General features: G+C 71.5%; 7 protein-coding genes. 4 read left to right on the top strand and 3 right to left on the bottom strand.

Annotated features, from left to right (window positions below):
- Nucleotides 1-498, top strand: a 498-nt coding sequence (locus STRTUCAR8_RS15845; protein ID WP_006376793.1) for a D-alanine--D-alanine ligase, incomplete at its 5' end; no start/stop codon positions are given.
- 108 nt (nt 499-606) lie between these two features.
- Here the strand turns inward: STRTUCAR8_RS15845 and STRTUCAR8_RS15840 are convergent.
- Both STRTUCAR8_RS15840 and STRTUCAR8_RS15835 read right to left on the bottom strand, forming a co-directional pair.
- The gene (locus tag STRTUCAR8_RS15840) at nt 607-1,107 is read right to left on the bottom strand and encodes a DUF3515 domain-containing protein (protein ID WP_006376794.1); all 501 of its coding nucleotides are present in this window, start codon (nt 1,105-1,107) and stop codon (nt 607-609) included.
- Between the two features lie 20 nt (nt 1,108-1,127).
- The gene (locus tag STRTUCAR8_RS15835) at nt 1,128-1,361 is read right to left on the bottom strand and encodes an Lrp/AsnC family transcriptional regulator (RefSeq protein ID WP_006376792.1); all 234 of its coding nucleotides are present in this window, start codon (nt 1,359-1,361) and stop codon (nt 1,128-1,130) included.
- A gap of 217 nt (nt 1,362-1,578) precedes the next feature.
- Here STRTUCAR8_RS15835 and STRTUCAR8_RS15830 point away from each other — a divergent pair, with 217 nt between their 5' ends.
- Together STRTUCAR8_RS15830 and thiD are read left to right on the top strand one after the other, a co-directional pair.
- On the top strand, nt 1,579-2,544 hold the full coding sequence (locus STRTUCAR8_RS15830) for a thiamine-phosphate kinase (protein ID WP_006376788.1): 966 nt from the start codon (nt 1,579-1,581) through the stop codon (nt 2,542-2,544).
- Entirely contained in the window at nt 2,541-3,332 is a 792-nt protein-coding gene (gene thiD / locus STRTUCAR8_RS15825; RefSeq protein ID WP_006376790.1) for a bifunctional hydroxymethylpyrimidine kinase/phosphomethylpyrimidine kinase, read from the top strand. The genes STRTUCAR8_RS15830 and thiD overlap by 4 nt, the downstream gene beginning before the upstream one ends.
- A 126-nt stretch (nt 3,333-3,458) precedes the next feature.
- Here thiD and rpmB read toward each other — a convergent pair whose 3' ends face one another.
- Complete coding sequence (rpmB, locus tag STRTUCAR8_RS15820; protein ID WP_006376789.1) at nt 3,459-3,644, bottom strand: 50S ribosomal protein L28; 186 nt, start codon at nt 3,642-3,644, stop codon at nt 3,459-3,461.
- A 277-nt stretch (nt 3,645-3,921) separates the two neighbouring features.
- Between rpmB and STRTUCAR8_RS15815 the strand changes: the two genes are divergently transcribed.
- Nucleotides 3,922-5,673: a DAK2 domain-containing protein gene (locus STRTUCAR8_RS15815; RefSeq protein WP_006376795.1), complete on the top strand. Its 1,752-nt coding sequence runs from the start codon at nt 3,922-3,924 to the stop codon at nt 5,671-5,673.
- Nucleotides 5,674-5,690 lie beyond the last annotated feature (17 nt).

Raw genomic sequence — 5,690 nt, 5'->3', positions numbered from 1 at the left:
ATCACCAAGGTCGACGAGCTGAGCGGCCTGGACGAGGCGATCGCCGAGGCCCAGCGGCACGACCCGAAGATCATCGTCGAGGCCGCACTGCGCGGACGCGAGATCGAGTGCGGGGTGCTGGAGTTCGAGGACGGCCCGCGTGCCTCCGTACCGGCCGAGATCCCGCCTGTACAGGCGCACGCCTTCTACGACTTCGAGGCCAAGTACATCGACTCGGCCGACGGCATCGTCCCCGCCCCGCTCACCGAGGACCAGACGGCGGAGGTCAGGCGCCTGGCGGTCGAGGCCTTCGACGCGGCTTCCTGCGAGGGCCTCGTCCGCGCGGACTTCTTCCTCACCGAGGACGGCGAGTTCGTCATCAACGAGATCAACACGATGCCCGGCTTCACCCCGATCTCCATGTACCCGAGGATGTGGCAGGAGACGGGCGTGGACTACCCCGAGCTGGTGGACCGCCTGGTGCAGGCGGCCCTGCGCCGTTCAACAGGCCTGAGGTAAAGCGCCTTGTAGACGCGCGGGGCCGTATCTGATGTGCGGCTCCGCCGCGTGGGCGCGACAAGCCACGACGGGCGGGTACTCGACAACGCAACCAAGCCCCTACGGCGCCTAGTTGGCAATCCCTTCAGGAACCGTCTTCTTGATGGCGGCAGCCAGATCGACAAGTGCTCCCGACGTGTCCCGCCCCGACGGAACAGTCACCTCCACATAGGCCAGCCGCGACGAAGTGGTGAACCGGGACGACCCGTCGTCCCGCTTCTCCATCAGCCACCCGACCCCGTTCACCTCACCCCCCACCGCATCCGGATCCGCACCGGTGGCGACCTTGGGGTCGGTCATCTTGGGCGGTCGTACGACACCGCAGCGCAGTATGATCGCCGGGCTGCCCCAGCCCGCGGTCAGTGCGGACCGGGGCTCGGGGTCGTCGCGGCTCAGGCCGTCCACCTTCGCCGGCAGCGCCTTGTCCAGGTTCCGGCACAGCTTCGTGGCCTTCCCGTCCGGCTCGGGAACCGTGACCGCTGCGCTGTCGTCTGCTGAGGAGCAACCCGTGACGACGATCAACAGGGCAAGTGCGGGCAGAGCGAGCGGCCGGTGGCGGAACAAGTTCACCGGCACAGGGTAGACGGGGGCTACAAGTGCACCACCGGGCAGGTCAGGGTGCGGGTGATGCCGTCCACTTGCTGGACCTTCGCGACCACCATGCGGCCGAGGTCGTCCACTGTGTCGGCCTGGGCGCGCACAATCACGTCGTACGGTCCTGTCACGTCCTCGGCCTGGGTCACCCCCGGGATCTTGCTGATCGTCTCGGCGACGGTCGACGCTTTACCGACCTCGGTCTGGATCAGGATGTACGCCTGTACCACGGAACCTCCAGGGCGGCCACGAGGATCATGTGGGGAAAAGGAACGCCACGGTATCGCGTCGCCGCGCACCACGGGGAGACCTGCGGCGACGGGACACCCGAGCCGGGGCGCACACGCAGCACAGGTTGACGGTCACCTCGACCGTACAGAGGCCCGCGGGGTCTCGCGATCGGGCAAGGGCAGCAACGGGGACAGCACCAGAAGGGGACGTACGACTATGAAGGGCACTGTGGGCGAACTGGGGGAGTTCGGGCTCATCAGGGAGCTCACCTCCCGGCTCACCACCACCCCGGCGGTCCGGGTAGGCCCCGGCGACGACGCCGCCGTGGTCGCCGCGCCCGACCGCAGGGTCGTGGCGAGTACCGACATCCTCCTGGAAGGGCGGCACTTCCGCCGTGACTGGTCCACCGCGTACGACGTGGGCCGTAAGGCAGCCGCCCAGAACCTCGCGGACATCGCCGCCATGGGCGCCGTACCGACCGCGCTGCTGCTCGGTCTGGTCGTGCCCGCCGAACTCCCCGTGACCTGGCCCACCGAACTGATGGACGGACTGCGCGACGAGGCCCAGGTCGCGGGCGCCGCGGTGGTCGGTGGTGATGTCGTACGAGGGGACACGATCATGGTCTCGATCACCGCACTCGGCGATCTGCGCAACCACGAGCCGGTCATCCGGGGTGGCGCGCAGCCCGGTGACGTCGTCGCCGTGACGGGCTGGCTGGGCTGGTCGGCGGCCGGGCACGCGGTGCTGTCGCGCGGCTTCCGCTCGCCGCGCGCCTTCGTGGAGGCCCATCGTCGTCCCGAACCGCCGTACCACGCGGGCCCGGCGGCGGCCGGCCTCGGCGCGACCGCGATGTGCGACGTGAGCGACGGGCTGATCGCCGACCTCGGGCACATCGCGGAGGCCAGCAAGGTCCGGATCGACATCCGGTCGGGCGCGATCGACATCCCGTCCCAGATGCACGACATCGGGCAGGCCGTCGGTGTCGACGCCATGCAGTGGGTGCTCACCGGCGGCGAGGACCACGCGATCGTGGCGACCTTCCCGCCCGACGTGAAGCTGCCCGCCCGCTGGAAGGTGATCGGCGAGGTCCTCAACCCCTCCGCGCTGCCCCAGGTGACGGTCGACGGGGCGCCCTGGACCAGCAAGGGCGGCTGGGACCACTTCGCGGACATCGAGTCGTGACCGGACTCCCACGGGTTCTCACGGTCGCGGGCTCCGATTCCGGCGGCGGCGCCGGAATCCAGGCCGACCTGAAGACGATGCTGGCGCTCGGTGTACACGGCATGAGTGTGCTCACGGCGGTCACGGCGCAGAACTCCCTGGGCGTACAGGGCGCCTGGGAACTGCCGGTGGAGGCGGTGCGGGCCCAGTACCGCAGCGTCGTCGACGACATCGGCGTGACCGCGGTGAAGACCGGGATGCTCGCCTCGGCCGAACTGGTCGAGGCGGTCGCCGAGTTGATCGCCGGGACGGGCGTTCCGACGGTCGTCGACCCGGTCGGCGTCTCCAAGCACGGCGACCCGCTGCTGGCCGCGTCCGCGCTGGATTCCGTACGGACGCTGCTGCTTCCGGCGGCGACCGTGGCGACCCCGAACCTCGACGAGGTGGCCCAGCTCACGGGCGTACGCGTCGAGTCCGAGGGACAGTTGCGCGAGGCGGCAGCGGCCGTGCTGGAGTACGGGCCGAAATGGGCGCTGATCAAGGGCGGGCACCTGCCCGGGGAGGCCGTGGACCTGCTCACGGACGGATCCGAGGAGCACTGGCTGCGCGCCCCGCGCCACGACAACCGGCATACGCACGGTACGGGCTGCACCCTGGCGTCGGCCATCGCGTCGGGGCTGGCCAAGGGCGAGTCGGTGCCGGAGGCGGTGACGGCGGCGAAGGAGTACGTCACCGGCGCGATCGCGGCCGGGTTCGCGCTGGGCGGCGGGATCGGACCGGTGGACCACGGCTGGCGGTTCCGTGGGTAGAGGGCATCTGCCCCACACGTACGGGGCGGGGTATGGGCGGTACGGGCGGGTACGGCAAAAAGCCGGCCCACCGAGGTGGACCGGCTCTGTGCAGCGAACCAGCAGTGGCCGCGCGCTAGCTGATCGTCAGCGCGAGACCTTGCCGGCCTTGATGCACGAGGTGCAAGCGTTCACGCGCTTCGGCGTCCCACTGACCACGGTACGTACGCGCTGGATGTTCGGGTTCCAGCGACGGGGTGTACGGCGGTGCGAGTGGGAGATGCTGTTGCCGAAGCCCGGCCCCTTGCCGCAGACGTCGCAGTTGGCAGCCACGGGTCACTCCAAAGACTTCAGATGCTCTTACGGGTTGATCCCGGCATGCCGGGATCAGGATCGGAGGATCTGAGTGGCGCTGCCAGGAGGAAGGCCCGATGTGCGACGACCATCTGGGATGGCTGTCTCGATCGGGCAACCGGAGCAGCATACAACGACTGCGCCAGTACAACGAAACTACCATGGCTGATCAGGGCTTCACTCCCGGCCCCGGGCCACCCGGCATTCACCCGGGGTCTACGCTGCGTGCCACGTCCAGCAGCTCAAGGAGGCGCAGGTGCCGCAGGTGCCGCAGACATTCTTCGATGCTCTCGCGGTGCGCACCTGGTGCGGACTCGCGCTGGCCGCGCTCGGGCGGGCGCGCGAGGAGATCGACGCGATCAATGTCTACCCCGTGGCCGACGGCGACACCGGCACCAACCTCTATCTGACGCTGGAGTCGGCGTACGCGGCGGTCGAGGCGGCCTTCGCCGGCCACGAGACGGGGGCCGGACCGGCGGGTACCGCCGGGGCTCCGACGCCGGCCGACGCGGCCCGGGCGATGGCCCACGGGGCACTGATAGGGGCGCGCGGCAACTCCGGCACGATCCTGGCGCAGCTGCTGCGCGGCATGTCCCAGGTGCTGGCCGCCGAGGCGGACGGTCCGGGCGCCCGCCTCGACGGTCCCGGCCTGTGCCTGGCCCTGCGGTGCGCGGCCGACGCCGCCCGGCAGGCCGTGGCCCATCCGGTCGAGGGCACGGTCCTCACCGTCGCCGAGGCCGCCGCCGACGCCGCGACGGAGGCGGGGGGCGACTGCGGGACGGTGGCCAGAGCCGCGTACGAGGGCGCCTCGGCCGCGCTGGCCGCGACCCCGGACCAACTGGCCGTCCTGGGCCGCGCGGGCGTCGTCGACGCGGGCGGGCGCGGGCTGGTGGCGGTCATCGGGGCGCTGGTGGAGACGTTCACGGGGGAGGCGCCGGGAGGCGGCTCTACTGGGACAGGGGGAGCGGCGGGGGCGGTACGCGTGCGCGTGCCGGCTCGGTCCGAGGCGGTTTCCGAGGTCATTTCCGAGGTGGCCGTGGTCCCGGCTGCCGGTGGACCCGACGAGCGCGCGGATGACTCCTCCGGGCCCGCCTTCGAGGTCATCTACCTCCTGGAGGCCGAGGACGCGGCCGTCGCACGGCTCCGGGAGCGGCTCGACCGGCTCGGGGACTCGCTCGTGGTGGTCGGGGGCGACGGGTTGTGGAACGTCCACGTCCATGTCGACGACGCCGGCGCCGCCGTGGAGGCAGGTGTCGAGGCGGGGCGGCCCCACCGGATCCGGATCACGCACTTCGCGGTCGGTGACGTCCACACCGGTGGCGTCGGACGGCCGCCCCGGGAGCGGGTACAGCGGGCCGTCGTGGCCGTCGTGCCAGGAGAGGGGCTGGCCGGCCTGTACGGCGAGGCCGGGGCCACCACCGTGCTCGCGCGGCCCGGGGAGCCACCCGTCAGCGGGGAACTCGTCGAGGCGGTACGGCGGGCCCACGCGCGCGAGGTCGTGCTGCTGCCCAATGACGCCGACCTGCGCCACACCGCCGCTGCGGCGGCCGAACAGGCCCGCTCGGAGGGCATCCGCGTGGCCCTGATCCCGACCCGCTCGGCGGTCCAGGGCATCGCCGCGCTCGCCGTGCACGAACCGGAACGCAGGTTCGACGAGGACGTCGTCGCGATGACGTCCGCCGCGGGGGCGACCCGGTACGCCGAACTCGCCGTCGCGGAACGCCAGTCCTGGACGATGGCCGGCATCTGCCAGGCCGGCGACGTCCTCGGCCTCATCGACGGCGACGTCGCCGTGATCGGCTCGGACGTCACGGCCACCGCGGAGGCCGTCATCGACCGGATGCTCCAGGCGGGCGGCGAGATGGTCACCCTCGTCCTCGGCGACGAGGCGCCCGAGACGATCGCGTCCTATCTCGAAGGGCGGGTCCGTGAGGGGTACTTGGCCGTCGACACCGTGGTTTATCGGGGCGGCCGGCAGGGGGCGCTGCTGCTCATCGGGGTGGAGTGAGGGAGGGTTCGCGGGGG

The organism is Streptomyces turgidiscabies Car8, from assembly GCF_000331005.1.
Classification (GTDB): Bacteria; Actinomycetota; Actinomycetes; order Streptomycetales; family Streptomycetaceae; genus Streptomyces; species Streptomyces turgidiscabies.
This window is presented reverse-complemented; position numbering and strand designations above follow the sequence as displayed.

What these genes read in the sequence shown, in the direction of transcription:
- STRTUCAR8_RS15830 (WP_006376788.1), top strand. Translation starts at nt 1,579, where the DNA reads ATGAAGGGCACTGTGGGCGAACTGGGGGAGTTCGGGCTCATCAGGGAG.